General features: G+C 46.4%; 23 protein-coding genes. 14 read left to right on the forward strand and 9 right to left on the reverse strand.

The genetic code is table 11. From position 1 onward, the window contains the following. The first annotated feature begins 51 nt into the window (after positions 1–51). From QI63_RS12570 to QI63_RS03905, 5 genes are read left to right on the forward strand one after another with little or no spacing between them, the layout of a single operon-like run. Positions 52–465, forward strand: coding sequence for a hypothetical protein (locus tag QI63_RS12570; RefSeq protein WP_081984391.1), 414 nt, complete (start codon positions 52–54; stop codon positions 463–465). After that, positions 450–1220 carry a selenium cofactor biosynthesis protein YqeC gene (yqeC, locus tag QI63_RS13230; protein WP_081984392.1) on the forward strand — a complete coding sequence of 257 codons (771 nt, stop codon included), beginning with the start codon at positions 450–452 and terminating at the stop codon, positions 1218–1220. The genes QI63_RS12570 and yqeC overlap by 16 nt, the downstream gene beginning before the upstream one ends. Then, a complete protein-coding gene (gene yqeB / locus QI63_RS03895) occupies positions 1117–1932 on the forward strand; it encodes a selenium-dependent molybdenum cofactor biosynthesis protein YqeB (protein WP_235619820.1) in 816 nt (271 codons plus the stop codon). Before yqeC ends, yqeB begins: the two co-directional genes overlap by 104 nt. 9 nt (positions 1933–1941) lie before the next feature. Next, complete coding sequence (locus QI63_RS03900) at positions 1942–2478, forward strand: 4'-phosphopantetheinyl transferase family protein (protein WP_044014062.1); 537 nt, start codon at positions 1942–1944, stop codon at positions 2476–2478. A gap of 20 nt (positions 2479–2498) precedes the next feature. Next, on the forward strand, positions 2499–2792 hold the full coding sequence (locus QI63_RS03905) for a hypothetical protein (protein WP_044014064.1): 294 nt from the start codon (positions 2499–2501) through the stop codon (positions 2790–2792). An 84-nt stretch (positions 2793–2876) separates the two neighbouring features. Here the strand turns inward: QI63_RS03905 and QI63_RS03910 are convergent, their stop codons facing one another. Then, the gene (locus QI63_RS03910) at positions 2877–3563 is read right to left on the reverse strand and encodes a metal ABC transporter ATP-binding protein (RefSeq protein ID WP_200877778.1); all 687 of its coding nucleotides are present in this window, start codon (positions 3561–3563) and stop codon (positions 2877–2879) included. 78 nt (positions 3564–3641) lie between these two features. Further along, complete coding sequence (locus QI63_RS03915; protein ID WP_044014068.1) at positions 3642–5129, reverse strand: HDOD domain-containing protein; 1488 nt, start codon at positions 5127–5129, stop codon at positions 3642–3644. 217 nt (positions 5130–5346) lie between these two features. Here QI63_RS03915 and QI63_RS03920 point away from each other — a divergent pair, with 217 nt between their 5' ends. From QI63_RS03920 to QI63_RS03935, 4 genes are read left to right on the forward strand one after another with little or no spacing between them, the layout of a single operon-like run. After that, a complete protein-coding gene (locus QI63_RS03920) occupies positions 5347–6192 on the forward strand; it encodes a sulfide/dihydroorotate dehydrogenase-like FAD/NAD-binding protein (protein ID WP_200877779.1) in 846 nt (281 codons plus the stop codon). Between the two features lie 55 nt (positions 6193–6247). Continuing rightward, positions 6248–7759 carry an NADPH-dependent glutamate synthase gene (gene gltA / locus QI63_RS03925; RefSeq protein WP_044014072.1) on the forward strand — a complete coding sequence of 504 codons (1512 nt, stop codon included), beginning with the start codon at positions 6248–6250 and terminating at the stop codon, positions 7757–7759. Positions 7760–7777: 18 nt separating this feature from the next. Continuing rightward, entirely contained in the window at positions 7778–9157 is a 1380-nt protein-coding gene (locus tag QI63_RS03930) for a tryptophanase (RefSeq protein WP_044014074.1), read from the forward strand. 26 nt (positions 9158–9183) lie between these two features. Then, the gene (locus tag QI63_RS03935; RefSeq protein ID WP_044014077.1) at positions 9184–10509 is read left to right on the forward strand and encodes a sodium-dependent transporter; all 1326 of its coding nucleotides are present in this window, start codon (positions 9184–9186) and stop codon (positions 10507–10509) included. A 17-nt stretch (positions 10510–10526) separates the two neighbouring features. Here the strand turns inward: QI63_RS03935 and QI63_RS03940 are convergent, their stop codons facing one another. Further along, positions 10527–11495 carry a DHH family phosphoesterase gene (locus tag QI63_RS03940; protein WP_044014079.1) on the reverse strand — a complete coding sequence of 323 codons (969 nt, stop codon included), beginning with the start codon at positions 11493–11495 and terminating at the stop codon, positions 10527–10529. 282 nt (positions 11496–11777) lie between these two features. Here QI63_RS03940 and QI63_RS03945 point away from each other — a divergent pair, with 282 nt between their 5' ends. From QI63_RS03945 to QI63_RS03960, 4 genes are read left to right on the forward strand one after another with little or no spacing between them, the layout of a single operon-like run. Next, positions 11778–12800, forward strand: coding sequence for a BMP family ABC transporter substrate-binding protein (locus QI63_RS03945; RefSeq protein ID WP_044014080.1), 1023 nt, complete (start codon positions 11778–11780; stop codon positions 12798–12800). A gap of 9 nt (positions 12801–12809) precedes the next feature. Further along, positions 12810–14456: an ATP-binding cassette domain-containing protein gene (locus tag QI63_RS03950; protein ID WP_044014082.1), complete on the forward strand. Its 1647-nt coding sequence runs from the start codon at positions 12810–12812 to the stop codon at positions 14454–14456. Beyond that, positions 14449–15498, forward strand: a complete 1050-nt coding sequence (locus QI63_RS03955) for an ABC transporter permease (RefSeq protein WP_044014084.1) — start codon at positions 14449–14451, stop codon at positions 15496–15498. The genes QI63_RS03950 and QI63_RS03955 overlap by 8 nt, the downstream gene beginning before the upstream one ends. Beyond that, complete coding sequence (locus tag QI63_RS03960; protein ID WP_044014086.1) at positions 15495–16349, forward strand: ABC transporter permease subunit; 855 nt, start codon at positions 15495–15497, stop codon at positions 16347–16349. The genes QI63_RS03955 and QI63_RS03960 overlap by 4 nt, the downstream gene beginning before the upstream one ends. Before the next feature lie 135 nt (positions 16350–16484). On the opposite strand, the gene QI63_RS03965 is transcribed toward QI63_RS03960, so the two are convergent. The 5 genes from QI63_RS03965 to QI63_RS03980 form a co-directional block, all read right to left on the reverse strand. Next, positions 16485–18023 carry a DUF3375 family protein gene (locus tag QI63_RS03965; protein ID WP_044014088.1) on the reverse strand — a complete coding sequence of 513 codons (1539 nt, stop codon included), beginning with the start codon at positions 18021–18023 and terminating at the stop codon, positions 16485–16487. After that, positions 18010–19326, reverse strand: a complete 1317-nt coding sequence (locus QI63_RS12390) for a Wadjet anti-phage system protein JetD domain-containing protein (protein ID WP_052185472.1) — start codon at positions 19324–19326, stop codon at positions 18010–18012. The genes QI63_RS03965 and QI63_RS12390 overlap by 14 nt, the downstream gene beginning before the upstream one ends. Further along, entirely contained in the window at positions 19319–20683 is a 1365-nt protein-coding gene (locus QI63_RS13235; protein WP_369792421.1) for an SbcC/MukB-like Walker B domain-containing protein, read from the reverse strand. The genes QI63_RS12390 and QI63_RS13235 overlap by 8 nt, the downstream gene beginning before the upstream one ends. Positions 20684–20904: 221 nt before the next feature. Next, complete coding sequence (locus QI63_RS03975) at positions 20905–22707, reverse strand: ATP-binding protein (RefSeq protein WP_044014090.1); 1803 nt, start codon at positions 22705–22707, stop codon at positions 20905–20907. Positions 22708–22922: 215 nt separating this feature from the next. Then, positions 22923–23894: a Fic family protein gene (locus QI63_RS03980; RefSeq protein ID WP_044014092.1), complete on the reverse strand. Its 972-nt coding sequence runs from the start codon at positions 23892–23894 to the stop codon at positions 22923–22925. Positions 23895–24012: 118 nt separating this feature from the next. On the opposite strand from QI63_RS03980, the gene QI63_RS03985 reads away from it, so the two are divergent. After that, positions 24013–24597, forward strand: coding sequence for a DUF4194 domain-containing protein (locus QI63_RS03985; RefSeq protein WP_044014094.1), 585 nt, complete (start codon positions 24013–24015; stop codon positions 24595–24597). 110 nt (positions 24598–24707) lie between these two features. Here QI63_RS03985 and QI63_RS03990 read toward each other — a convergent pair whose 3' ends face one another. After that, a complete protein-coding gene (locus QI63_RS03990; protein ID WP_044014096.1) occupies positions 24708–25922 on the reverse strand; it encodes a galactokinase in 1215 nt (404 codons plus the stop codon). Between the last annotated feature and the right edge of the window lie 273 nt (positions 25923–26195).

Here is a 26195-nt window from a genome sequence, read left to right on the forward strand (position 1 = left end):
TACTGCGTTTTATAGGTTGTCGCAAGTCCGTGAATCGTGTATCTTATTGGCATGGGTACGTTTCTTTCACCGCTTTCGTGGTTCATATTGGTGTTTATCGGTATACTATTAATGGTTGTCGCCTATTTTTTGTTTACTTTCAACAGCAAAAAAACCGGAACTGCCAAATATTTACCGAAAGGAAAACCGGGTGCGCCCGGCGTCTGCCCTGTTTGCTGTACCGTATTAAGGAAAGGGGAACAGCTAAAAACAAAGGTTTACCCATCGGAAGGAACCGACCGATTATGTTCAATCTATGGGTGTCCTCACTGTTATCCGATAATAGAACCCGATGCAGACCGCTTTTGTCCTGTGTGTAAAGCACCTATTCCAGCCGATTCATACCTCATTGCCCGGCTATTTGACCGCGGTAAAACGGATAAACACGTGCGCATTCTCGGATGTAGAGCATGCCGGCACGCATAAACCGACAATGCCGTATACTCAATTTTAATCGCAGAAGTATAGGTTCCCTCACGGAAAAACTCCGCCTCTGCCGCGGTGATGTCGTGTCTTTTATCGGGAGCGGCGGCAAAACCACCTCCATGATTACTGCGGCAAATGAACTCGCGGCGCAGGGGTTGCGCGTTGCGGTAACTACTACAACAAAGATGGGAGCACGTGAAAAGGGACGGCTTGATTCCGCCGTGTCTTTTTTCGGCACGGAGATGGGAGAAAAGCTGAGTGCTCCGCCGCCGGAAGTCATCGATAGCCTCTGTGATAACTATGATGTGGTTTTAATTGAAGCGGACGGCAGTAAACGGCGGGCAGTCAAGGGGTGGAACGATACCGAGCCCGTCATTCACCCCCGTACCACAAAGACGGTAGGACTTATTTCGACACGGACACTCGGCAAGCCGGTGAATGAAACATGGGTACACCGAACGGAACGATTTTTGAACATTACTTCCGCAAAGATGAATAAACCATTGCGGCTTACTCATATTATGCAAGCGGTTTTTCACCCGAACGGTCTTTTTTTAAAGGCGCACGGTACTTGTTTTGTACTCTGTGTTGCGCCGAGGAGCGAACATGAAGCAATCCGCACCGCTTATTATCGTGCGCGGGGCAGGCGATTTGGCCAGCGGGGTACTGGCAGCAATCCATATTTGCGGTTTTCGTGTCCTTGCACTGGAAACCGAAAACCCTTCCGCCATCCGCCGCACCGTTGCGTTCAGTGAGGCTGTTAGGATTGGGCATTGCTCAATAGAGGGAATCGAAGCGCGCCTAATTGCAAAGGAGCAAGCCGCAGAGCTTATCGTTTCCGGTAATTGCGAATTACCCGCCGACTCCAAAGCAAACCGTTCAAGCTTTATCCCCATTGCGGTTGACCCTACGGGAGAGTTGATTAGTGAGTTGCAGCCTGCCGCCGTTGTGGATGCCATCATTGCGAAGAAAAATTGCGGAACGCGCCTCGATATGGCGCCGTTAGTGATTGCGCTGGGGCCGGGCTTTACCGCCGGGAAAGACGCGCACATCGTTATCGAAACCATGCGCGGGCATAATTTAGCGCGCTTGATTTATCAAGGAACGGCGCTCCCCAATACCGGCGTTCCCGGACTGGTCGGCGGAGAAAGCGCCTTGCGGGTTATCCATGCACCGGTGGCAGGTACGCTGCGCGTTATACACGATATCGGCAGCTCGGTTGCCCGCGGCGAAACCATTGCCCGCATCATACATACCGACGGCAGCGTTACCGACGTTGCCGCTTCGCTTAACGGAATAATCCGCGGTATGTTGCCTGACGGGTTTACCGTTCGCAGCGGCCTTAAAATGGCGGACATAGACCCGCGTCTTACCGAATTGAATAACTGCTTTACCATTTCCGACAAGGCGCGTGCGCTCGGCGGGGCGGTATTGACGGCGCTGCTTTCCCGCGGTATTGTGCCGTAAAATAGCATTATGACGGAGTTGCGGATTTTCCGGCACAACGGATTATCTTTTGAACAAGAACGTACACAGGCAAGGGAAGTGCTGAAGGCTGCTCTTGTCGAACGGCTTCCTCATTGTCCCGAACCTCTTTTGTTTGAGTATGGAAAGTACGGGAAGCCGTACCTAAAAAATGCAGCATGGCACTTCAGTGTATCGTATACGCATGGGGTATGCCTCATTGCGTTATCCGATGGTGAGATTGGAGCTGACATTGAACGGCTCCGCGCGGCAAAACCGCACGTTGCAAGCCGTTGTTTTACCGATTCCGAAAACCGCTATCTTTACCAAGACATGACGTTGTTTGATAAACGGTTTTACGAGTTGTGGACACAAAAAGAGGCGTATCTCAAATATACGGGGGAGGGGTTTTATCGTTCACCGAAAAGTGTCGATGTTTTATCCCATCCCATTTGCAACAGTCTCTATACATTTGTAAACGATGATGCAATAATTTCTTTATGCGGCCGAAGCATACATCCCGTTTCGGTCTATCAGGTTTCTTTATAATAAAAGTAAGAAGGTGGTTTATGAATCAAGATATGGCAATACTGTGCGTTATCGGCGCTCTTTTGCTTATTATGATGATAAGTTGGATTATCAATCTTGTACGGGCGGCAAAAAATAAGCAGCCGCTGCGCTGGTTGGGGCGGATTGTATATATATCCGGAATCCTTTGTATCGGTTTGAATGCAATCCGCAGTTGGCGAATCTACGAAAATAGTGCCGGTATCATTATTGCGGCTCATGCGATCGCCCTTTTCAGTATTTTATCGGCTCTTATCCGGTCGGAACGGCAGCATAACGAACAAAGCAAGCCGTGAACAAAGTTTGTTCGAGGCGTTTGTGCAAAAATCGGTGTGTACCTGCTTAAAAAGCAGCTGCCGCAGTCGATTGGTATTTTACAGTCATGAGAGCCGTGTATCCGAATTGTACGGCGGACGGCGGAAGTGAAGAAACTCCGCGGCATATTTTTGCGGATTGCAGAGGTGCCCGCATCCGTTTGCGAGATGGAAAATATCGGTTGAGTTGAGCACTGCCGCGTCGAGGTTATGCTCAACGGAGATAACCGTCAATCCTTGCTCCGTATTCAGTTTTTTAATAAAGGTATAAATTTCCTGCTGGCTCTGTATGTCGATTCCCGTTGACGGTTCATCGAGGATGAGCAAGTCCGGCTCCCCGATAAGGGCGCGAGCAATATACATTTTTTGCAGCTGCCCGCCGGACAGCGTCCCCGCCAAAGCATACTTGTAATCAAGCAGCCGGACATCCGAAAGATAGCGGTCGATGATGCCTTTATCGTGCTGCTTACGTAATATCCGATAGGAATTTAAGGTTTCGTAAACGGTAATGGGAAAGCCCGTTATCGCCGCCTTTTTTTGCGGTACATAGCCGATACTGCGTGCGTTGCAGCGGATACTCCCCGTATCGGGAGTCAGCAGTCCAAGAATCAGCTTTATCAAGGTACTTTTTCCCGTGCCGTTTTCTCCGACAATCGAGATGTACGCCCCTTGCTTAATCGTAAGGCAGAGATTTTCAAATAATACTTTTTTACCGGCGCCGTACTTAAACGATAAATTCTGAATACAGACCATTCCGCACGCTTCGGTATGTTCGTGTGCGGGACTAAAAGCCGGCAAAAATGAAGATTCCTGTCCATTCATAAAAATACGTTAGGCCGGTTCGTGAAATTTTGCATTGAGTTTTTCACATATTTCACGCAGCTGTGCTTCATTTTCAATATTATGCTGCCTAAGCAAAATCGGCGGAATTTGATAGTAGCTGATATTTCCGTCAAAGAACTGCAACATAAATTCAGCAAAACTGACCGTAGAAATAAGCTCATAATATTTTTTAGGGGCAGCTTCCGGTTCATATTGGTATTTTATCGTATTGATAATAGCGGCGGGTAAATGCCATTTTTCAGCAACTGCAACACCGATCGCTTGATGCTCCATCCCCGACATCACGCTCTTGATAACCTGATCGGGAATATTTTTTTCGGCTTTCAAGTCGTCGATTTTTTCCAATACTTCCGGATAAATGGAACTGAAAACAATCTTACCTAAATCGTGCAAAAGAGCACAAACATATATTTCTTCGAGAAGTTTGGTCTTTCCCTGCATTTTAGCAAGGTTATATGCAAAAAATGCACATCGATAGGTATGATCCCACAGCCTTTTTTGCTCATTCCCCGTTACTTTTAAAACTTGCAGCGTTCCAACGGAATACAACAGATGCTGAATACCCCGTATACCGGCCATTTTAACCGCTTCGGTAATACTCATACATTCCTTTGTAAGCCCGAATGCAACAGAGTTAACAAGTTTTAACAGGTCGGTTGTTAATGCAATGTCATCACTGATAAAAGAGGCAATTGTCCCCATTGTCGCATTCGGATCGTTGATAAGATGCTGTATTTGCATAATTTTTTCGGGAAATTGCGGAATTTCGTCAATGTAATTGACAATCGTCTTCGTCAATTCTACAAGGTGCCGGTTCGCTTCAAAATCAACCGGAATGGTAATCCGGTTAATCGTTAAGTCTTTTTCCGAAATCAATTGGAACGCATCTTCTTGCAATCCGATTTTTTTCAGCATGAGAAGCATGATAATTAAACCAAGTCCCGCACCTTCCGTATCATCGATGGCCTGCATAAAAGCTTGATCCATATTTTCATAGTCCCGTGCAACCACCATTCGGTCGAAAATACGTTTGAATTCAGTTGCGACCATTTGGACATTATTGCGTACTTCGAAAATAATGTTTCCTTGCTTTACCTGCATAATAACTTTAATATAAAGACCTGCTTTTTTTTGTTGCTGCAGATAATAATCGATGTTCTCGAGACTTTCTTGTTTAAAATTGAGCATACCTTCGTCATAGGACTTCTGATCATAAATATCAAAGCCTTTTTCTTTAAAATACACCCGTTTTGTATTTGCCTTTTTCGCGTTCGTTGTCAGTTCACTGAGACAATAGACAATATAGTCTTGAATTGCATCTTGATGAATTACGCTAAGGAAAGCCTTTGCAACATCGACAATATAGTTTTCCGTTTCCTTGGGGAGCGTATAGGTATTAATCGAGATGGGGATATTCATCTGCACCGCTTGTTTAATCTTGTTTTTATCTACCGGTATAGTTGCAACATTATCCATATATTTAGTATAAGAGAAATTGATAATTTTCGCAATGCGTTATGAACAAAAAGCAGCGGCTTCTGCGGGTACCGGTAACAATCAGACCGATGCCTCTACCCTGATACGAAGCAGTGCGTGTATTGATATTCCATACTTTTGCGGGTAAAATATCGCACACGTGTATCACTGCAAACCGATACCGTATTTTTCCTATATATAGAGAAGAGGTCGAATGATTCACACAATTTTAGAGAAGAAACAATTCTCAAAAGATGTTTTCTATTTGCGCGTTGCTGCGCCGGAAATTGCCCGTCAGAGAAAGGCGGGACAATTTGTCATTATTCAGCTTGATATCGATTACGGCGAGCGTGTTCCGCTTACCATCGCCGATGCCGATCCTGACGCGGGGTGGATCGCGCTTGTCGTTCAGGCGGTTGGAGCTACCACGATTAAGCTCTGTCAGAAAGAGGTGGGAGATTCGGTTGCGGCAATCCTCGGGCCGCTCGGCAATCCCACTCATATCACAAAAGTCGGAAAGGTAGTGTGCGTCGGCGGCGGCATTGGTACGGCGCCTTTACACCCGATTGCCCAAGCCTATAAGCGTGCGGGTAATGAAGTTGTTATCATCATCGGCGGGCGTACAAAAGAACTCGTTATTTTCGAGGAAGAAATGCGTAAGATAGCGGATGAACTCATTATCGTAACCGATGACGGAAGCTACGGCAGAAAAGCGCTGGTTACCGAACCGCTCAAAGAAATTTGCGAAAGCGCCGCGCCGCCTCAAGAGGTTATTGCAATCGGCCCGCCGATTATGATGAAATTCTGCGCAGCAACAACCCGTCCGTTCAATATTCACACAGTGGTCTCGTTAAATACGATTATGATCGACGGTACCGGAATGTGCGGCGGCTGCCGCGTTACGGTTGACGGAAAGACAAAGTTTGTCTGCGTAGACGGTCCTGAATTTGACGGACATAAAGTCGATTTTGACAACATGATGATGCGGATGAAAGCGTTTAAGGAACGGGAAGATCACGATCGTCATGTATGCAGAATCGGGCTGTCGAACGGAGCCAATTAAGCCGAACAAGGATAAACCGGCATTTTCGGAGACTTGCCGGATAGAGGAGTATGAAATGGAAAATGAAAATACACATACCGAACATCACTATGTGCCCCGCGAAGAACTTGCGGAACAGGCAAAAACATATTGGGGCGAACTGAAAGATAAAGAATTAAAAATGAAGGATCGCGCGGCTATTCCGATACAGGAAATGCCGGTACTTGAACCGCATACCAGAGCCCGCCTTATGGACGAGGTTGCAACCGGCTACACCGAAGAACAGGCACGGATAGAAGCGGAACGCTGCTTAAACTGCAAGAACCGCCCCTGCGTACAGGGCTGCCCGGTCGGCATCCCCATCCCCGAATTTATCACCTGTATTCAAAAGGGTGATTTTAAGGCATCCGTCGATACGATTAAAACGACGAACTTACTCCCCGCTATCTGCGGACGCGTATGTCCGCAAGAAAAACAGTGCCAAGCGGTATGTACTGTCGGCAAAATGCATAAATCGGTGGATAAGGCAGTTGCAATCGGCAGATTGGAACGCTTTGTTGCGGATTGGGAACGGGAAAATAATAAGACAACGATTCCGCCGATTGCGCCCGACACCGGAAAGAAGGTTGCGATTATCGGCTCGGGGCCTGCGGGACTTGCCGCCGCCGCCGATATCCGCCGTGCCGGTCATGCAGTAACCGTATTCGAAGCCTTCCATAAAACGGGCGGCGTTATGGTCTACGGAATCCCCGAATTCCGCCTCCCCAAAGACATTGTCGCTAAAGAAGTGGAAAATCTGAAAAAGATGGGCGTCAAGTTTGAAACCAACTTCTTAGTCGGACGGACGGCAACGCTGGAACAGCTGCTCCAAGAAGACGGATTCGACGCCGCCTTTATCGGTACCGGTGCGGGCTTACCTAAGTTTATGAACGTCGAGGGAGAAAACCTCATCGGCGTATTCAGCGCAAACGAATACTTAACCCGTGCCAATTTAATGAAGGCCTATCAAGAAGATAAGGCGGACACGCCGCTGTATCCTGCAAAGGTTGTTGCGGTTATCGGCGGCGGAAACGTCGCGATGGATGCCGCCCGTATGGGATACCGGCTCGGCGCCGACAAAGTATACTGTATTTACCGCCGAACCCGTGCCGAAATGCCCGCCCGTGCCGAAGAAATCGCCCATGCGGAAGAAGAAGGTGTTGAGTTCTGCTTTTTGCAAAACCCGACACGCTTTATCGGCGACAAAGACGGCAAGGTGTGCGCAGTCGAAGTGCTGAACTACGAGCTTGGTGAGCCCGACGCTTCCGGCCGCCGCAGCCCCGTCGCCATTCCGGGCACCGAACATCAAATCCCAGTGGATACGGTTATCGTTGCGCTCGGCAATAGCTCTAACCCGCTGATGGCAAAGACGACGGAAGGATTGCAGGTAACCAAGACCGGCAACATCATCGTCGATGAAAACCAGAAAACCAGTATCCCGAAAGTGTGGTCGGGGGGAGACATCGTACTTGGCGCTGCCACCGTCATCCTCGCGATGGGCGAAGGACGCAAAGCAGCGGCGAGTATTAACGAATATTTAGCACAGTAACACAAAAGGAGAAGCCGTATGAAAAAGTATGTACCGGAACCGTTTAGAATCAAAATGGTAGAGCCAATCAAAATGACAACCCGCGAAGAACGCCTCAAAAAACTTGAAGCGGCAAAGTACAATATGTTCAACCTGCGCGGGGAAGATGTGTACATCGACTTATTAACCGACAGCGGAACAAACGCAATGAGCGATAAACAGTGGGCGGGTGTGATGGTCGGTGATGAGGCGTATGCCGGCGGCAAAAGCTATTTTAAATTGCTCGAAGCGGGACAGGATATTTTCGGATACGAATTTATCCAGCCGGTACATCAAGGACGTGCAGCGGAAAAAGTTATGTTCCCCTTATTGCTTAAAAAAGGGCAGTTCGCTATTTCCAATATGTTCTTTGATACGACACGAGCGCATGTTACGTTATCCGGCGGAAAACCGGTAGACTGCGTGTGTGCGGAAGCGAAAAAACCGTCCGTCTATGCTCCGTTTAAGGGCAACATGGATGTTGAAAAACTTGAAAAGTATATCAATGAATACGGCAAAGAAAATGTCGGCATGATTGTTATGACCATTACCAACAATTCTGCCGGCGGTCAGCCCGTATCCATGCAAAACATCCGCGAGGTTTCTGCGGTCGCAAAAAAATACGGTATCTTATTTAATATCGATGCCGCTCGTTTTGCGGAAAACGCCTATTTTATCAAAGAGCGCGAAGCGGGATATAACAATAAATCCATTAAGGACATTGTCCGCGAGATGTTCAGCTATGCCGACACCTTTACGATGAGTGCAAAAAAGGATGCAATCGTCAACATGGGCGGCATTATCGGTATTAAGAACAACAAAGATATTTACCAGCTGATTAAAGGCAACTGTATTTCGTTTGAAGGGTTTATTACCTACGGCGGCCTTGCCGGCCGGGATCTGGAAGCCTTGGCGATTGGTTTGTACGAAGGTATCGATGAGGCATATCTGAAATACCGCAATGCTTCTATGGAATATTTGGCATCTCAGCTGCTTGATGCCGGTGTTGCCATCCAAAATCCTGCGGGCGGACACGGTGTTTACGTCGATGCGAACGCAATGTTCCCGCACATTCCCTACTATGAATTCCCCGGCCATACACTCTGTGTAGAGCTGTACAAAGAAGCCGGTATCCGTACCTGCGATATTGGGTCGTTCATGCTCGGCAATGATCCTGAAACAGGCAAGCAGATTAAGTCCGAATTTGAGTTTGCACGGTTAGCTATTCCGCGCCGTGTATACACTCAGGCTCATTTGGATGTCATTGCGGAAGCGTTAATCAACATCAAAGAGCGAGCTTCGCAGGTGAAAGGCTACCGCATCATCTGGGAACCGCCGATTTTACGTCACTTCCAAGCTCATTTGGAACCCATTAAATAGTCCTAAGCGGGCATTCGGAACACGATATGATACATAAAGAAACACGGCGCGATCAATTCGGCTCACAGTTTGGATTTATTCTTGCTTGCATCGGTTCCGCCGTCGGTATGGGGAATATCTGGCTGTTCCCGTTCCGTGCCGGGCAGTTCGGGGGTGCGGCATTTTTAATTCCCTACGTCATCTTTGTTACTTTTATCGGATACACGGGTATTGTTGAAGAAATGTGTTTAGGACGGGCAATGAGAACAGGCCCGCACGGTGCGTTTCTGAAAGCGACTCAAATGCGCGGCAATAATTCCGGAGCTGCTATCGGATGGATTCCCGTTATCGGTTCGCTCGGTATTGCAATCGGATATACAGTTGTGGTCGGATGGATTATCCGCTTTACGGCGGGAGCTTTTTCGGGTTCCATGCTTGCAGCGGAAAACAGCGGTGCATACTTCGGGGTCATTGCCGGACGGCTTTCAAGCTTACCGTGGCACAGTACCGCAATTATCGGTTGCTTTATAATTATGGCAGCAGGTATTTCATCAGGTATCGAAAAAGTCAACAAAGTGATGATGCCGGCATTTTTCGGCTTGTTTATTATTCTTGCCATTCGTGTTGCGACATTACCGAAAGCAGCTGACGGATATACCTTTTTATTTAAAGCAGACTGGAGTAAATTAGCGGATGTAAAAACGTGGGTTTATGCGCTTGGTCAAGCATTCTTTTCGTTATCCCTCGCCGGAAGCGGTACTGTGGTATACGGCAGCTATTTGAAGGATAATGAAGATGCTCCAACCAGTGCAAAATTCACAGCGATATTCGATACCCTTGCAGCGCTGCTTGCGGCATTGGTTATTATCCCCGCAGTCTTTGTGTATAACCTTGAACCGACAGCAGGGCCTCCGTTGATGTTTATCACCATGCCGATGATCTTTAAAGAAATGCCTGCCGGCACCCTGTTTTCGATTATATTCTTTGTTGCGGTATTGTTCGCCGGAATTACCTCACTGATCAATCTCTATGAAACACCGGTAGAAATGCTGCAGCAAAAGTTTAAGCTGAGCCGGAAAGTTTCGCTTCTGATTGTGCTCGGTCTCGGTTTTCTTATCGGATTGATTGTTGAAGACGGAAACATACTCGGTACATGGATGGATGTTATCAGTATTTATATTATTCCGCTCGGAGCCTTACTTGCCGGTATTATGTTCTTCTGGGTATGCAATAAAGATTTCGTGTTACGCGAAGTTTCAAAAGGCCGCTTAAAACCGATCGGCAGCGCGTATGTTGTGCAAGGAAAATATCTTTACTGCGGCGTTACCGTCATCATATATATTCTCGGTATTTTCTACGGCGGTATCGGTTGATTCTGCTTGTATCGGTTTTATTTTCTTTGTTCAGAATGGGCTAATGCAATAATAGCGTTTAAAAATGCGGTTTTGCCGCAGTATCTATCTGCATCTATCGCTCCGCCAGCCATGTGCGCGTGGCCTCCTCCAGACCCCATGTCTTTTACCGTTTCTTGAATTAAATACCCCGCATCAAGCTTGCTATCACGGCTTCGTGCAGAGAGTTTGTATTCAGGCCCGTTTGTTTCTATTACAATAACAAAAGAAATATCTTTTATCCAAATTAAAAAATCGGCTACAATAGACAAAATGGCTCTTGAGTAATCTTCACTTAATTCTACAATTAAGAAATTATCTATGCGTAAATAGTCGGTAAAAGCCCGTCCTATTTCTTCAAGATCGCAGATGTTTATGGTCGTTTTAATCATTTGATATGTTTTTTGCACGTCCGATTTAAAGTAAAGTTCATAATAAGCATCCAGATCAAGTTTGTTTACACTTCTGGATAAAAAAGCCGTATCCAGCTGTATACCCGCAATCATTGCTGTCGCAGTCATTCTGTCATATTCTTTTCCCGATTCTTTCCAATAAGACCAAATGATAGAAGAACAGGCTCCGATTCCCGCCCTTATATCCGTATAAGCTGCTGTAGACTGCATTCGTGCCGGATGGTGATCTATTACGGCCTTTAAGATACCGCCTACCTTTTTTACGGTTCCCTTAAAAGGGGAGCCGTCTACAATTACAACTTGGTATTTTTTTAAATCAGCAATTTCATCAAGTTTTAAAAGAGGATAGTCTAAATATTCTACAAATTCTATTAAAGATAGACTTTGAATATGACCGCCATAAGCAATCTCTACTTTGTAACCGTAACTTTCTAAAAGTTTTAAAAGAGCATACGCCGCACCGAGGGCATCATGATCCGGAAAATCATGCGTTTGTATAAGTACCGGTTGGTCTTTGCTTAAAACCGAACAAAGCGTAGATAATTTGTCTTCCATAAAGAATAATCCTAAAGTAAAGTCGATAAGATTATAGCATAAAAAGAGGTATTTTCCAATCGTAGCAATTCGGTGTAACTTATTAAAGGAGAGGACAAATAGGCATTATTATTCTATGGGACTGTTAAAAATAGTCTGACGCAGCTCCCCCTTGCTCTGTCAAAAATCCTAGACAAGAATAGAGAAATATTGTACGGTATGTACCTGCCGATTAACAATTTTACTATTTTTAATCGCTTTATTCATAATTAATATAGTTAATATAGTAAGTAGGAGTGTAACATGACGTTAAAACAAAAAATCATCATACTCGGTTGTAGTATCGCCTTAATTGCAGGCGTACCTCTTTTTGCAAAACCAAAAGCGGTTTTCGTTGCGGTCTTTGTGCCCGGAATTGTCAAAGGGAACCCGACGTATGAATTGCTCGTAGAGGGCGTACAGGACGCGAAGGCGCAGCTGGATAAAAAAGGTACACCGATTACCGTCAAGGTTGTAGAAGGCGGTGTGAATCAGGGTGAATGGCAAAACGGATTGACGGCACTTGCCTTAAGCAAAAAGTATGATCTCATTATCAGTTCCAATCCTTCGTTGCCGGCAATCGCAGAAAAGGTGCTGCAATCCGCGCCCAAACAAAAATTCCTGCTGCTGGACGGCTACCTTGCCGGAAACGCACAAATAAAAACAGTCGGATTTAATCAGTACGAACAGGGTTACCTCAACGGTTACTACGCCGCGCTCGTAAGCAGCAGTTCGATGAAGAATGCAAACGCTGCGTATAAGATCGGCCTTCTCGCCGGACAGGAATTCCCGGTTATGAATGACAAAATACGGAAAGGCTACTTGGACGGAGCAAAAGCCGTCAATAAAAACTTTGAGCTCGATTTCCGTGTCCTCGGTAATTGGTATGACGCCGCAAAAGCCTCCGAACTGGCCGCTTCGATGATTAAAAACAATGTGGATGTCATCTTAACAATCTGCGGCGGCGGAAATGCAGGCGTTGTGGCAGCCGCCCGTGAACACGGCGCGTATGTGATGTGGTTTGACCGGCCGGGCTATTCCTACGGGAAGGACATTGTCGTCGGTTCAACGGAAGTCAGCCAAAAGACAGCCTGTACCGATTCCGTGATTGCCTTTGTGGAAGGACGCTTGGAGTTCGGCACATCGGCAGAACTCGGCATAAAAGACGGTGCGGTAAACTTTGCTTTTGAAGGAGTACCTTCCGCCGTACCGGCAGACATTACTCAAAAAGTAAAACAACTGATAGACGGCGTTAAAACCGGAGCATTGACCTTATCCGCTCACTAGGATTCCTTTGTGTTTTCGACGGAAAACTTACGCTTTACGTTTCCGGAAAACGGTATTACGGCTGTAGACGGGGTAAGCATTGAGTTTGAGGCAGGTAAGATACATGCGCTGTTAGGCGAAAACGGCGCCGGAAAATCAACGCTTGCCCGCCTCTGTACCGGTCATTTACAGCCGGACGGCGGCCGCATCCTTTACAACGGCGAAGCGCTGGACTTACGTTCCGCTGCGGACGGTATTGCACAGGGGCTCGTGCTGACGCCGCAGCATCCGCAGCTTTCGGCGGAGCTTACGGTATGGGAAAATCTTGCAATCGGATTACACACCGAAAAAGATATCGCCGCCAACGTTCTTTCGCCCCAAAAAACTCAAAACGCAATTGCGGCGGCGCTCGCCCGCTACGATATCGTACTGCCGCTCACCCAAAAAGCGGAAACGCTCGATACGGCGCAGCTGCACTGGGCGGCAATCGGAGAAGCGCTGCTTAAAAATCCTTCCGTATTCTTTTTAGACGAACCATCCGCCTCCTTTAGTCCGCAGGAAATTACCCAGCTGTACGGCATACTCCGCAGCTGCGCGGACAGGGGCGCATGTATTATCGTAGTAACACACCGCATTCAAGAAGTGTTGAGCTTTATGGACACGGTGCATATTCTGCGGAACGGTAAAACGGTCTGGAACGGTTCTATCGATTCTACCGTAAATGTAAACCTCCTGCTGCAAGAAATTTTCGGTTCCGAACAGGCGGAATGGACTGCCGCCGAAGTACAATCGGATACTCCGCCGATTCAAGCCGACTCCGGTACAGCCGCCGGTTCATCAAACACTAATATTTCATCGTATACAAATACACCGCAACCCGACACGGTATCTCCGGCATCGCAGTTCCAAAGTTCTTCCACATCGCAGTTTCAGGATGCTGCGGCAAAACCGGCGGCGGGGCTGACTGTTTCGCATGTTGCTGCCGTCAGCAGCAGAGGCGTCCGCTTTTCGGATTTTTCAATCGATGTTCCGCATGGGAAGATAACCGGCGTCGTCGGCATAAAAAAACAGGGGCTGGAACTGTTGGAATATCTACTGGTCAACACGCTCAAGCCGGACAGCGGTACTATCCGGTTTGACGGGCAGCCCCTGAGCCGCATACCGCGCGAAACCTACGCCTACATCCCCAGCAAGCGGATGAGGAACGGCATTGCCGGCAGACACAGCATTGCGGAAAACCTCTACGTCCGCGCACGCGCCTCGCTGTACCGCTTCGGTATTTACTCCCCCGCAGCGGTTGAAGAATGGAAGCGCAGCTGTTCATTCGATATTCCCCGCTCATGGAAAGATTCGGTATTGAGCTTATCGGGAGGCATGATCCAAAAACTGATTTTCAGCCGCGAACTCGACAATCCGCCGCCGCAGTTGGTTATCTGTGCCGAACCCTATTGGGGGCTGGACAGGAAGGTACAGCTTGCGCTGCTGCAGCGGCTCCGCAATCTCGCTGAAAAAGGGGCGGCGGTTATCGTGCTCACCTCGGACGTAGACGCTGCGCTTGAAACCTGCGACCGTATTCATGTATTATACCGCGGCGTTCTGACCCGCTTTATGGAACGTTCCGCTTATAACCGCGCGGAAATCATTGCGGCGATGATGCAGGCGAGTAAAGATGAATAAAGATACGCAACAACACCGCCTCAAAAAAGCAGCCCCGCTTTTAAACAGTATTATTTCGGTAACCGCAAGCGCAGCTGCGGCGGCAATCTGTTTGGCGGCGCAGAGCGAAGAACCGCTCGAAACGCTTATCGCGTTTTTTATTTCCCCTTTTACCAATACGTTTTATTTCGGCAACATGCTCGACCAAGCATCCCTCATTTTGCTCTGTGCGATGGGCTTTATCCTTCCGGCAAAAGCAGGCTTTTTCAACCTCGGCGGCGAGGGGCAAGCGTATCTCGCTTCGTTTATCGCGGTGGAATTCGCATTGCTGGCACCTCAGTTCCCGCAGCCCTTCGGCCTTATCGCCGGATGTATACTCGCGGCTCTTTGCTCCGGCCTTTTAGGTTTTATTTCCGCTTTTTTGAAGCAATTTCTCGGCATTACCGAACTGATCAGCACCTATTTATTATCATGCGCACTGCTCCCGCTCATCGACTACGGCGTGAATGACATATTCAGGGATTCCTCAAGCAATCTGATGGCAACCCCGTATACAAGCGAAGCGTGGTTCTTCACTTCCTTTTGGAATCCTTCGACATTGAATAGCAGCATCTTTTTTACGGTGATAATAACGGCGCTGCTTTTCTGGATGTTCAAGCGTACCCGCTACGGTTACGAACTCGGATTAACCGGCAATAACCGCGCCTTCGCACAATCCCAAGGAATTAAAGTCGGCTCGATTTCAGTCTTGGCGCTGACATTCGGCGCAGCATCCCACGGACTTGCGGGCGCATTCAGCGTATACGGCTCGCGGCACTATGTTTATGCGGGCATTACATCGGGACTGGGCTGGAGCGGCATCTCCGCAGCGCTTATCGGACGCAATCATCCGTTGGGTGCGGTATTCGGCGCGCTCTTTTTTGCGTGGATGGAAGCAGGCGGCAAGGCTGCGATGCTCCAGACAAGCACTTCTTTTGACCTTTCGTCAATTGTGCAGGGGATTGCGTTTATATTGATAACGGTTGATTTTTTCCGGCAAAAACGAGGGAGAAAACCTTTATGATAACCGCGATTACTTTGATTGCACAAGCCGCGCCGCTGCTGATTGCCGCCTGCGCTGCCCTCGTTTCGGAATATGCAGGGCTGTTGAATGTCGGGATAGAAGGACTGATGCTTTTAAGCGCCTTTACGGGAATCGGCGGAATTCTATTAACTGAAAGCCTCGGCGGTCTTATTCCGGGACTTGTCGTCTCGCTTGCGTTGGGTGCAGGGTTGAGTATGTTTATTACCTATCTTGCTATCTATCGTAAAGCCAATATCTACATAGTCGGACTTGCGGTAAACTTAACCGCTGCGGGCTTTGTTTCCATACTGAGCACACGGTTTTTCGGTAACCGGAGCATCGTTGCGCTGCCGCCGGAGCTGCTGCTTCAGCCGCAGCTCGTCAAAACGGCGAGCGCCGCGCTCGCCGTTTTGACCGGCCTCGGACTTGCGCTCTTTTGCCGCTACACCAAAACAGGCTTACGGATAAAGATACTCGGAAAAGATTCTGTATTTTTGGATTCGATTGGGGTGCATACCGCACGGTTAAAGATAGCGGCAATGGGTATGTCCGGGGCAGCGGCGGCGTTGGCAGGCTGCCTGTTATCCCTCCAGCTGGGAGCCTTTGTTCCAAACCAAAGCGCCGGCAAGGGGTGGATCGCCCTCGTGCTTGCGTATGCAGGCGGACGCTCCGTTATCGGAACAATCTGCGCTGCGCTGCTGTTCGTCTATCTTGAAAACACCATCGCGGCGGCGCAGATCGGTATGGAACATCCGGCGCTCTTGATCGGTCTGCCTTTCGTGCTCGGCCTCTTCCTGATTATTGCCGAAAAGCTGATTATCCGCCTATGGAAGCAGTATAGAGGGAAATGATTAATAAGGAATTATTTTATCGCTTCCACCTCGGCTTGGCTGAGTCCTGCAATTTTGCAAATATCGTCAAGCGGATAGCCCATAGTAAGCATTGTTTTTGCTGTTTCGAGCTTTGCTTGACATTACCTGTTATTGCTACCCGAATATAATCTTAGGCACTGTCAGCGCTACGGACTTGCCGTTGTATGTGTATGTAATCCGCTCGGTTGCATCATCGAGGATAACGGCGGCGGGTTTGAGTTTTGGCGCAAGGGCAAAATAGGCGGCGACTTCGGAAAGACCTTTTTCTATCGGGAATTTTTTGCTCAAATCGTGTAGCGAAAATTGAAGGGTGCCATGGAGAAATTGACTGCGATACTGTTCAATATGTTTTTTGAGCAAGGCTTCATCAATATAAAATTGATTAAAAATACCGCTTCGCTGCAGCAGCGCTGCCGACTCTTGCTCGGTGAATGATACGATCGGTTCAAAGCTTTGGTTAAGCGGCGGAAGGATAAGCGTCCGTGCCTGCGGGAAATACAGTACCGCTTTTGTTTGAATACCAAACTCTTTCGGAAAAACAATATCACGCTCGGCTAATTCAAAGGCTTTCGTCTTGATAAAAGCAATAAGTTCGGTCAGCTGCTTGTGATCACCGCAGTCACGCGAAAGCAGCACACGGTTGAGCCGGTGCGTCAGCGAATGGTTGGTGTCGATAATCTTCCGCCCCGCTTCATGCAGATATTGTTTCAAGTGCAGCAGGAAGGAATCCTCCCATGCAATGCCATGCTCGGTTACCTGTGCGATAATCGTCCGGGTTAAGCGATTGATCTCGTTTTTACCGGCATCGGCTGCAAGAAAGTCCCAAAAAGAATCGAAGGTTTGCCCCTGCGGAGTTTCTTTCATTTCCAAATTGGCATCAAGGGCGTAGCCAAGCACCGCGCCTTTTGTTTCGCTCACCGACTGTTTTTTGTATACATCAGCAAGAATGGTTTTAAAATTTTCTTCTACCTGCCGGAAATCCGATAAGAGTTCGCGTGCCGCTTTTGAAACTTCACGTAACCGTTCAACCATTTGTACCGGCGTATACACTTCCGCCTCTCCGGTTGTTTTAATTGCATCTATACGTTGCTGCAATGCTTCTTTCTGTTTTTCAAGTTCTGCAATTTGTGTTTGAGGATCGTGCGTAGTGTTTTCCGAAAGCTCTCTGAGTTTATGCAGAATATCTTGAAAGCGGGATTCGGTACCGATAAACATTTTTGAATCCATCGTATCAAGCCAGGTAAACAGCCGTTCCACCCCTGCGCTCAGTTCGATAATCACATCCTGCCGCTCATTATAGTATTTTTTGATATAGCCGGCCTTTTCCGAACACCATTTATTCGCTAAAAAATGAGCGCGCGCCTCGATGCTTTGCAGTGCGAGTCTAAACTCTTCGCTGTTTTGTATTTCTGCTGTTTCCCCATCATACCAATCGTCGATACTGCTATTGTCAAAACCGGAAAATTCCTGCGACCGCAAAAAATCCGCCAGCAGCGTTTCAAACCGATCGGCATTGACGGTTTGCAGATTCCGCTCTCTGAATATTTTAAAAAGAAACGAAATAACCGGTGCGGGATTCTTTGAACGTAAAAGCCGCAATCCCGAATCTTCTGCAATTAAGGTTGCTATATATGCACTGTCAGAGCTTTGCATAACTATTCCTTATCGTTATAAGTGATGCGAGTCTTTCCTTGATAAAATCCTGCGGAAGGCGTTCCTGCTCAAGTCTGTTGCACTCCGGGTGTTCCCGCAAATAACGGAAAAGCGCTAACTCTTCAGCGGTGAGACACAGGTCGGCACTATTCCGCTTAGAGGATTTTCCGGGAACGGCAAACTGCGCGAATGTTTGGTAAGTTGTGCTATCCATACAAAATGAGGTAACGTCCGGAAAGATTGCGCGAAATTCCGACAGGATTTCAAAACCGTGTTCGTCTATATCCCCGAAGTAATAGAGCTTCTTTTGACGTAGATGGATATTGTGCTGTAATTGTACGGCGGCAAATCCCGAACCGAAAATGCAGAGCCCTTTAGGAACGGCGGGGAATGTCAAATACACCAGCAGATTTTCAACAATAAAAATAGTATCGACGGAATTAAAGCGCTGCGCGGCAAACGATTCAAGCGGTAGTTGTACTTCACTACTTTTGAGCGTTTCTCCCGCAATAGTTACACCGATTGCATCATCCAATAAACGGAAACGGACAAACGGCGATACCGTGCGGACTCCCCATTCGGCATATACGGCTTCCGCAGTGTTTTGTAATTCCGTTGCTTTTTCTCCCGCACTACGCCCATTGCAGGATTCAGCAGCGAACGGTTGTGCTCTATCACTGCGCTGCCCACCGGTTTCATCTCGATGCCTATCTCTTTTGAGTGCGCAATACAGCGAAAAAATAAGCATACGGTTTTGTTCGATAAACTTTGTGTGTACCGGAAGCGGAATTTCACGCAGGTATAATCCGCACGGACTATGATGTATAAACCAATCCGCGCATAAAAAAAGCTGCTCCCAATACTGTGCCTCAAACGACTCGGTTAAAACGGAGCTATGCTTGACCGTCCAGTCATGCACAATATCGGCAGCATCAAGTTTGAGGCATTGCGTTTTAATATGTTCGAGGTTTGTTTTGAAATTGCAGGCTTCCGTTTCTTTTTGAATAAATCGCAAAAAATCAGCTTCGCTTTCAAATAGGATTTTTTCAATAACGGTCTGCATGCCCTTGCTGCGGGTTTTAACGACAGAGCTTATCACCGTGTAACCGAATCCCTTTGCCTGCTTTGAATGCCGGTACAGTTTTTCCGCTTCCGTTTTCCGCATGGCAAAATCATCCGTTGCGGAACCTCGTGCCGCCGGAATATGCAGCGGAAAAAAAGCGCTGTCTCCGTTAAGTACGGAATACAAATAATTGAGAAATTTATGCTCGGCTTTTTTTCTGATTTCTTCAACGCTAATCATACTGTTCTTTCTCTTCCCGATATCGGTCAATCGTGATATTCAGTAGGCGCGAGGTATTATCGTTATGCTTTTCGGTAATGTGAACCGATGCGATATAATCTTCTACGATGTTGATTTTATCCATCGGTGTTACGAGAATCATCTGGAGCCCGATCTCTTTAAACAGCTCCATTGCATAGCACGAATTGTCCATATCGATTTTGCTGAATACTTCATCGATGATCACCAGCCGTAACGAATATCCCTCTCCACCGGTAATGCCGAATTGAAATGCAATTGCCGATGCTAAAATCGTATAGGTTAATTTTGATTTTTCTCCGCCCGACAAACTTGCAGAATCTTCGTAATATTGTTTTTGCGTATTGTCGTTGAGATAATATTCAATAGCGGCAAAATTAAACCACTGGCGCACGTCCAGCACTTTTTTACGGCGCGGATCATTTTCTTTTAAGTAGGCAATCAGCGTTTCAATTTTTTTATACTCTTCAAATTCCGAACCGGATGTGCGGTTAAAAATGGAGGCGGAGTCAGGCAATGCGGCTAACAACAGAGCCTGAAAATCTTTTATGGACTGATCGGTTGTTTTGCGGTTTTCCAGCTTGATATACGTCGGAGGATTTTTGCTGTATGGAATTGTTTTTAAGCTTTTATTTAATTCCTCTATTCCGACAATAATCTGCTGACGTCCGGTATCAAGTATGGTCTTAAAATTGGTAATATCGTTTTTTACGTGCTCATTAAAAATGAACTTAAATTTTTTCCGGCACGAAGGTAAATCATCGCGGTTCACTCGATCGTAAAAGGCTTGAAAGTCTGCAAGCCCCGATACTTCCGCTTGGAAGTCCCGTACATCAGCCTCCCACGACGGAAACTTTCGTTTTATATCCGGCTTAGGGTTTTTCACTGCGGACATTTTTTCGCGGACTTTCCGCTCTGCATTTCTGACAGCTGTTTCTGCCTGTTCGCTCTCTTTATTCAATGCCAATTCAATCCGATCCCGTTCGGTATCAACGGCTTCAGGCTGTTCAAAAGTTTTTTGCACGGTAAAATACTCTGTAAAAATAGCGAGCGCTCTTTGTGTTTCTTCACTTTCTCCATCGGCATACTGATGCAGCTGAGCGGTAAATCGTTCCTGTTTGATGCGGATATCCGTCAACTGCTGTTCCGCTTTCGACGATGTTTCAATATAACCGGTACGCGCTTCTTCTTTTGTTTGCTTTTCAATTTGCAAACCTTGCAATTTATTTTCAAGCTGCCGCAATTCTTTGTCTCCGCGGAGAATAGCTTCCTTTTCTTCAAGAGACGCATTCAATGCAGCCGAATATTTTTGCACATCAAGATCATCCCAGAATTGCATCTTTTCCAAACTGCTCAAGATAGCAAGCTGACCAGTTATATCATCTTGTTTTTTCTTGCTGTCTTCCAGCGCGGTGTCGTTTTTCTCAATTTCGTTTTGCAATTTTTTCAAGCTGAACGAAAGTTCCTGCCGCTTTTGAATATTATCCCATCCGAGTACAAAGGTTTGCCGTCCCGAATGCTGCGGACGGTCGTCTTTTTCATGACGTATTTTTGCCTTAATTAAACCTGTTGAGGTAAGCGCCTTTGCCGCCCTGCTAAATACTTCCGTATCATCCGTGCAGATATAATCGAATGTATCATGTAAATACGATTCAAGCCAATCGGAAAGTTCATGCTTCCGCTGTATTTCCAATTTCGCAATAAGTGAATTTTTTTCGGGTATGTTTTTTTCAGCTGCGGTTTGGTATCGGTTTTAAGATAGACGAGCCGTCCCCGTAAATTATGCGTTGCAGCATACGTATTCACCTTGGTATAAAGATGAGGAGGCACCAGCAAACATAACGCAAAATTATGCAGTAGTTTTTCTATCGCAGCTTCCCAACGGCTTTCGTCTTTTGCAACCTGCAATAGCTCTCCGGCAAACACCAGTTCTTTTTCCGAGCAGCCGATATGTGCGCATATTTGATCCCGTATCCCGATATTATGCGCAGGGATATTCGTTGTCCGTTTACTCAGCGATTCCAATTCTTCGATAATTGCTTGTTCTTCTTTTTTATTTACCTGATTTTGCGCATTCCGTTCAAGACTTGATTTATACAGCAAATCTCTTTCCGCACTCAGCTGTTTTTTTAATTCCGGCAGCAATTTGATATTTTCTTTAAATTTCTTTTCCGTTTGCGGAATTTCCAAAGATAAAACACGGGCGCACTGTTCATAATCCCGCACATTATTCCGGCATGTCTGCAACCGCAATTCATTGAATTGAATCTTATGCTCAATTTCTTTGATCAGAATTGCCGTACTGTTTTTTTGAATAACTGCTTTGAGCGAATCCATATCGGCATCAAGCTGTTTTATTTCAGCTTCAAGCATATTTCTTTTATTATCAGCGAGCAACTTTTCTTGTTGCAAAACAACTATTCGTTTTGTAATCGTATCCAGGACTGTTTGTATATACCACAGCTGTAAAATCATTTTGAACTGTTTTAATGTTCTGTTCGTTTGCTCGCAGTCTTCAAATATTTTTCCGGCATCTAAAATTTCCTGCAGCAGTCTGAGCTGTTCTTGTGCTTTTTCTATCTCGTTGTATATCTGAGAAAGCTCTTCATAATGCTTTACCAAATCATCAAAATCGCGTTCGGTATCGCGGCCTTCAAACATATAGGTTCTAATAAAGTCATTTAAGTTGCCGACTCCTTTCAGTCCAACCGTTTGGGAAAAAAGATAGAGAGCCCGATCCGAACGCAAGCCTGCAAGCTGAGAGAATGCTTCTGCATACGGGGTAAAATTATCGACGTAAAATTTGGTTCCGAATACTTCGGTCATGCGTTTTTTCCAATTGCTCTGCGGTGTAAAATCAATCCCTGCTTTTTGTATCTCTTCAATTGAAAGCCGCGTATGCGTTATCGAATAGATTTTTTGCAAGGCTCCGCCGCCGGAAAAAAAACGCACTTGCATAAGCGTTATCGGCCTTTGATCATCTCCCAACACAAAGCAGCCGAGCAAAATAGAAATACAGTTTTCTTTTGTGCGTAAATTTTTTGCAGTGCCGGAGGTAAACTCTTCCTCGCGTTTGTTTCCATACGTACCCAGCACATAGCTGATTTCATCACGTTCCCGCTTACTCTCCGCTCCGGCGGATTGGTTATAAAAGCGTTGCCGCGGCGGCACGATCAGCGACAAAAAAGCATCCACCAGCGTCGTCTTCCCGGAACCGTTTAAGCCGGTCAACAGCGTCGCCTTCTTTCCGCACCGCATCGTGTACACTTTTGAATCAAAAACACCCCAGTTGTACACTTGAAAAAAATCAAGATACAGTCCGTTTTTATCAATATCTTCGGTTTTCAATAAATCAAATTGCATTAGCCGTTCTCCTAAGGTAAACGCATCAGCCATTTTGGAGTATATTCCCGCAAAATGAGAGGCTGTACCACCAGAGTTTCGCCGCTTTGCGGCTCAAATGGTGTTCCAACCTCTTATTTTGCGATATGTGGTCTGGGTGGCTGATGTGTTTACCTTGCTTGTTTTGAAAAAAATAGGCCGTTCCGTAAACATTAACTATTACCCTATTATTATCCTTAGTTATTCTCTTCAACACGCCAGTAGCCGTTTTTGTCGGCGCCGACACGGGTGATGAGTCCTGCTTTTTTTAGCTCTGCAAGTTTGCGGCTTATTGTTATCCGCGATTTGCCTGTTTTTTTTGCGAGTTCTTCGTAGGAAATAGCAGGATTTTCTTTAATACAGGTTAAAATCATATTTACAGTATCATTTACAGCATCATTTACAGTATCATCCTGTTTATTTTCTTGTATCGTTTGCATAATGATTTCAAGCATAAAGTCTATAAAAATCCCGGAGTCGTTTGCTGCCGTACTGTGTTCCAATGCTTTATAATAGGCAGCTTGATTTTGTAAAATCATATTTTCTATCGGCAGATGTATAAACAATGGATTCCATTCTGCTAGAATACGTGAATGCCAGAGCCTCCCCATTCTGCCGTTACCGTCTTCAAAGGGATGAATAAATTCAAACTCGTAATGAAATACACTGCTTTTAATGAGCGGATGAGTATCCGTATCTTTGAGCCATTGAAATAAATCATCCATCAAAAAGGGAACCCGATCGGCAGGAGGAGCAATATGACTGATGCCGTCTTTTCCCGCAATACAGACACCGCCGTACCTAAAATGCCCCGGATGATCCACAAGACCAAGCGTCATCAGTTTATGTGCGGTAAGTAAGTCCGCTTTTTTATAGGGATTAAAGGACATGCATTGTTCATACGCTTGAATTGCATTTTTGACTTCTTGTACCTCTTTTACCGGCGCGATGATATGTTTTCCTTCAATGAGAGCCGTAACTTGTTCTTCCGTTAGTGTGTTCCCTTCGATCGCAAGCGAACCCTGTATCGTTTTCATCCTATTGATTTTCCGCAAGCGTACGCTATCGGAATGTTCAAATCTGATCTTCAACCGCTCCATTGCGGCAGCTATTTGAGAAATAAAATTGATCGCTTTTGAGGTAATCTTAAACGGCGGTTCGTATTGCATTTGTGTTCATTATACCGGATTTTTGACAATTTCTCTACCTTGTTTTTAGCGATGCCCAATCGCAACGCTTTCAAAAAAAGGATATACTGACTGTTGAAAAAGGAGCACAGGAGGCTGAATGATGACGGCACAGTGGGCGGCAGTCTGTATAAAATTGTTACAAGGGGCTATTTACGAAAATGAGGAACCTGAGGCATGGAAGCTCTTGCAGCAATACCAGCGTGAAATTGCCGCATATTTTGACCAAATCGGTATCAGCCTCTTTATTGAACCGGCCGACGGCTACGCATTTTTAGAGCAAAAAGAGAGCGAAGAAGGGGATTCTAAAGCTGTCAAACTTATCCGGCATTATCCGCTGTCATTTGAGTTATCATTGCTGTGTGTACTGTTGAGGGAGGCCTTGGAGCAGTTCGATGTTTCTCAAAACACATCTTCAATTTTAGTACTGAAAGCGAGTGAAATTCGTGGAATGCTTTCCATTTATTTTAAAGAAAAAACCGATCAAACAAAACTCTATAAAGAATTAAATAGGTATCTAAATCAAGCTGTCGATATAGGCTTTCTTAAAAACTTGAGCGAAAAAGACCTCAGCAAAACAGGTGATGCAGATATTGACCCTGCGTATGAAGTCCGCAGGATAATACGAGCCAAAGTCAGCGTCGATTTCTTAGCGGAATTTAAAGAGCGGCTGCAAAAGCTTTAGAAACCGGCTAAACCAATAAACCTGTTCGGAAGCTTCCGTTTCTGAACAGGTCGAATATTTCCCGGCAGCCGGCTTGCTCTTTTCGTGAGTTTTAATAGTTGAGCAGACCTTTAAACCCGACGCGCACCGTCTCCTGCCTCGCAAGCAAAAAAGGAAGCTGTCAGCCCTGTCTTTTCGGTGTAGGCGTTGCCGACGCGGGCGGTAAATGCCGCAACGGCATCTTTTTGTACTAAGGCAATGGCACAACCGCCGAATCCCGCGCCGGTCATCCGCGCACCTAAGCAACACGGTTCAGCATTAGCAGCATCGGCGAGCGTATCAAGTTCAAGACCGGTGACTTCATAGTCGCGCCGCAGCGAGTCATGGGACGCCTTGAGCAGCTCGCCGAGTTTCGGCAAGTTACCGGCTTTTAGCGCCGCAACCGCTGCAAGTACCCGTTCGTTTTCCGTAATACAATGGCGCACCCGTTTATAGATACGCTCATCGGCTATTGCCGCCTCAACCGCACTCAAATCAGCAGAGGTCAAGTCACAGAGGTTATAAATAGGCTTAATCTTCTGTAAAAGAGCAAGTCCTTCCATACATTCGGCGCAGCGTTCATTATACTTTGAGTCCACAAGCGCACGTTGCTTATTGGAGTTCATCACAACAATACGGTAATCACCCAGAACAAGCGGTACATATTCATACTCAAGCGTTGACGTATCAAGCAGCATCGCACATTCTTTTTTACCCATTGCAATACTGAACTGATCCATAATTCCGCACTGCATATTCATAAAAACATGCTCGGACTCTTGCCCCATTTTAGCAAGTTCTACCGCATCAACCTTAAAGCCGAACAATTCGGCGACTGCCCGCCCGAAGCCGACTTCCAGCGCAGCCGACGAAGAAATACCGCCGCCTGCCGGCAACTTGCTAAAAAACAGTACCTCAAAACCGCTTGTCAGTTTGTATCCGCCTTTTTGCAGCATCGCGAGCATACCATTCAGATAGTTCGCATATTGATTTTCTCTCCGGTAGCAGAAGGTTTCCGTAGAAGAAAATTCAAGTGCACCCGGAAACCGTATATCATCATAGATAATCGTTGTATCGTCTCTCTTGCGCAGCAGCACATAGAGGTACCGATCGATCGCCGCAGGGAACACCTTCCCGCCGTTATAATCAATATGCTCTCCGATAATATTGATACGGGCAGGGGAGGCAATCATCATAATTTCTTCCGTACCTGCTCCGTACCGCTCGGTAAAAGCCTTTGTCAATTCCGCCTTCATCTGTTCTTCCGGCAAATCGGTTAAAAACTGTATAAACTCATGCTGTGTCATGGTGATCCTCTCTTGGGTAATCGTAGCAGACATTTTTGAAGTATTCCCGCCAAATAAAGGGGCTGTCCAACCTTTTCTTTTGAAAATATGAGGGCATCTACTTCGTTATTTCACAAAAATTAGACCTCGACGTGCAAAAGCACGCCTGCGGGTAATTTTTGTTCATGCCTCGTATCTGCTCCACCTATTTTCAAAAGACTAACGGAAAACCGATGGTTCTACGCAACCGCCTTATTTATTTGGCGATTCTGATTTATCTGTCTGCTGCGATTA

The sequence above is a fragment of the Treponema sp. OMZ 838 genome, assembly GCF_000775995.1.
GTDB lineage: Bacteria > Spirochaetota > Spirochaetia > Treponematales > Treponemataceae > Treponema.

Excerpts from the sequence above, each read along its gene's own strand:
- QI63_RS12570 (WP_081984391.1), top strand. The coding sequence starts at position 52 with ATGGGTACGTTTCTTTCACCGCTTTCGTGGTTCATATTGGTGTTTATC.
- yqeC (WP_081984392.1), top strand. The coding sequence starts at position 450 with ATGCCGGCACGCATAAACCGACAATGCCGTATACTCAATTTTAATCGC.
- QI63_RS03900 (WP_044014062.1), top strand. The coding sequence starts at position 1,942 with ATGACGGAGTTGCGGATTTTCCGGCACAACGGATTATCTTTTGAACAA.
- QI63_RS03905 (WP_044014064.1), top strand. The coding sequence starts at position 2,499 with ATGAATCAAGATATGGCAATACTGTGCGTTATCGGCGCTCTTTTGCTT.
- QI63_RS03910 (WP_200877778.1), bottom strand. The coding sequence starts at position 3,563 with ATGGTCTGTATTCAGAATTTATCGTTTAAGTACGGCGCCGGTAAAAAA.
- QI63_RS03915 (WP_044014068.1), bottom strand. The coding sequence starts at position 5,129 with ATGGATAATGTTGCAACTATACCGGTAGATAAAAACAAGATTAAACAA.
- gltA (WP_044014072.1), top strand. The coding sequence starts at position 6,248 with ATGGAAAATGAAAATACACATACCGAACATCACTATGTGCCCCGCGAA.
- QI63_RS03930 (WP_044014074.1), top strand. The coding sequence starts at position 7,778 with ATGAAAAAGTATGTACCGGAACCGTTTAGAATCAAAATGGTAGAGCCA.
- QI63_RS03935 (WP_044014077.1), top strand. The coding sequence starts at position 9,184 with ATGATACATAAAGAAACACGGCGCGATCAATTCGGCTCACAGTTTGGA.
- QI63_RS03940 (WP_044014079.1), bottom strand. The coding sequence starts at position 11,495 with ATGGAAGACAAATTATCTACGCTTTGTTCGGTTTTAAGCAAAGACCAA.
- QI63_RS03945 (WP_044014080.1), top strand. The coding sequence starts at position 11,778 with ATGACGTTAAAACAAAAAATCATCATACTCGGTTGTAGTATCGCCTTA.
- QI63_RS03955 (WP_044014084.1), top strand. The coding sequence starts at position 14,449 with ATGAATAAAGATACGCAACAACACCGCCTCAAAAAAGCAGCCCCGCTT.
- QI63_RS03960 (WP_044014086.1), top strand. The coding sequence starts at position 15,495 with ATGATAACCGCGATTACTTTGATTGCACAAGCCGCGCCGCTGCTGATT.
- QI63_RS03965 (WP_044014088.1), bottom strand. The coding sequence starts at position 18,023 with ATGCAAAGCTCTGACAGTGCATATATAGCAACCTTAATTGCAGAAGAT.
- QI63_RS12390 (WP_052185472.1), bottom strand. The coding sequence starts at position 19,326 with ATGATTAGCGTTGAAGAAATCAGAAAAAAAGCCGAGCATAAATTTCTC.
- QI63_RS13235 (WP_369792421.1), bottom strand. The coding sequence starts at position 20,683 with ATGCAATTCTGGGATGATCTTGATGTGCAAAAATATTCGGCTGCATTG.
- QI63_RS03975 (WP_044014090.1), bottom strand. The coding sequence starts at position 22,707 with ATGCAATTTGATTTATTGAAAACCGAAGATATTGATAAAAACGGACTG.
- QI63_RS03980 (WP_044014092.1), bottom strand. The coding sequence starts at position 23,894 with ATGCAATACGAACCGCCGTTTAAGATTACCTCAAAAGCGATCAATTTT.
- QI63_RS03985 (WP_044014094.1), top strand. The coding sequence starts at position 24,013 with ATGATGACGGCACAGTGGGCGGCAGTCTGTATAAAATTGTTACAAGGG.
- QI63_RS03990 (WP_044014096.1), bottom strand. The coding sequence starts at position 25,922 with ATGACACAGCATGAGTTTATACAGTTTTTAACCGATTTGCCGGAAGAA.